This is a genomic window from uncultured Campylobacter sp., from assembly GCF_938040115.1.
Classification (GTDB): domain Bacteria; phylum Campylobacterota; class Campylobacteria; order Campylobacterales; family Campylobacteraceae; genus Campylobacter_A.
In genome coordinates this window covers 1-1,848 of record NZ_CALHXD010000062.1, presented here as the reverse complement: position 1 = coordinate 1,848, position 1,848 = coordinate 1, and the positions used below count along the sequence as shown (strand labels likewise).

The window sequence follows — 1,848 nt, the reverse complement described above, 5'->3', positions numbered from 1 at the left end:
GACGACGTAGCCTACCGCGCGATGGTGATCGATCCGAATATCTTTGAGTATTAAAATTTGACCTTTCTGGTTTAGTTTTTCTAGCCGCCGCCAAAAAACGGGCGCGCGGCTGGATTTAGAATTTCGCGGCGAGTTAAATTTTAAAGAAAATTCGGCTCGCCGCTTTGTTTAAATTTAATCCGCTCGTCGAAATTTTATCCGCAATGCCGTCAAATTTAACCCGTCAAATTTGCCGAGTTTAGCCCGCTTAATCTCAAATTTACCCTTTATTTTATACAATCTTTAAAAATTACCGTAAAGGAAACTCGATGAAAACGATCTCCAAGATTATACGAGCTCTGGCCGCCGTTTGCCTGCTCGGCATCGGTGCAAACGCGCTGGAGGAGGGCACGGACTACCAAGCGCTAGAAAAGCCTCTAAACGTGCCTAAAGATAGCGTAGTAAAGGTCTTTAGCTACGAGTGCGTCCACTGCTACAAATTTGACCGAACCGTCACGCCGAAGCTATTTAGCGAGCTAGACGGAGTCAAATTTATCCCGTACCACCTAAAAACAAAGGGCAAACTGGGCGAAACGGCGAGCAAAATTTTTGCCGCGATGATCGTTTTAGACGAGGCTAGCGATGTTAGTTTGCTTAGCGATAAGTCCAAATTTAAAAAGGCTAAATTTGCGATCTACAAGGCTACTCACGATAAGGATGACGATTTTAACGGCGGCAAAGATAAGGCTAGGTTTATCAAAGAGGCTCTTAGCGCGGCGGGCGTGAGCGACGCGGACTACGACAAGGCGCTAGCCAGCGAGCGCGCTCAAGAGATCCTAAAAACATGGGACGATAGCTACGACGTGGCCAAGATCCAGGGCGTGCCTGCATACGTGGTCGGCGGCAAGTACCTGATAAACGTGAAGGCGATCGGCTCGGTAGACGCGATGGCGGCGGCAGTGAGGGAGCTGCTAGCAAAATAATGGACTACAATATCGAAAATAAGGGCTTTGTCTGCTTTGTGTATAACTTGCAGCGAAGGCGGGCGTTTTGGGCGGCGTTGCTCGCGGTTTTGGCGATCAAATTTATTTTGTGCGAGCTGTTTTTGGGCGGCGCGGTTGCGGACGCGCTTGTTGTGAAGCTGCGCTTTGCGACGCTGTTTGCGGCATTTGGCGTGTGCGTGGCGATGTGCGCGCCTAAGGTTTTTGGCGTCAAGCTAGCGGGATTTTTCCTGATTTTTTTAGGCGTGATATTCGGGCTTGATTACTCCACGAGCGATTTTAGCGGCGTTAGCGAGATTGGTTTTCCTTTTGCGCTACCGCTAAATGAAATTTGCCCGAGCCTTTTTGCGCCTGATTTGAGCGCGGCAAACGAAGCGGGATTTATCAAAATTTACGCGTGGGCGAATTTTGCGTTTTTTGCGGTGTTTGGGGTGTTTTGTTTGGTTATGATACTAAGCTGGTTTGTGTATAATGCACGCAGTAGCGAAATCAATCAAATTTAAATTTTGGATTCCCCGCGCTTGACGGATTTTAAAAGTAGTTTTCGGCTAGGATACTCGGGTCACGGACGATCAGTCCGCTCCCGTCGTATCCGCCAAAAACTATTTAAACTACGCCTACCGACGTCTGGAATATTTATTTCATAGCTTACTAAATTTGCAAATTTGATGTTTTCAAGATACGGGTCTCGGCGAGTAAAATTTGAGCTAAAATTTACAAATTTGACTTCAAATTTGAACGCAAAAGTTAAGGCGCAGTATTTTGAGATGGATTTGAATGTTGTGTAGAAATTTTAAGTCAAGGCTAGACAAATAGTCTGCCGCAGACTTAAAATTTCAAATCTCTCTCAAAAGCACTCGCGAGACGA

2 protein-coding genes are annotated in these 1,848 nt (G+C 46.4%); both read left to right on the top strand.

Annotation, left to right across the window (positions count from 1 at the left end):
* Nucleotides 1-308 precede the first annotated feature (308 nt).
* Nucleotides 309-962, top strand: coding sequence for a thiol:disulfide interchange protein DsbA/DsbL (locus Q0314_RS02520; RefSeq protein WP_298056176.1), 654 nt, complete (start codon nucleotides 309-311; stop codon nucleotides 960-962).
* A complete protein-coding gene (locus Q0314_RS02515) occupies nucleotides 962-1,483 on the top strand; it encodes a hypothetical protein (protein ID WP_298056173.1) in 522 nt (173 codons plus the stop codon). The genes Q0314_RS02520 and Q0314_RS02515 overlap by 1 nt, the downstream gene beginning before the upstream one ends.
* The last annotated feature ends 365 nt before the right edge of the window (nucleotides 1,484-1,848 follow it).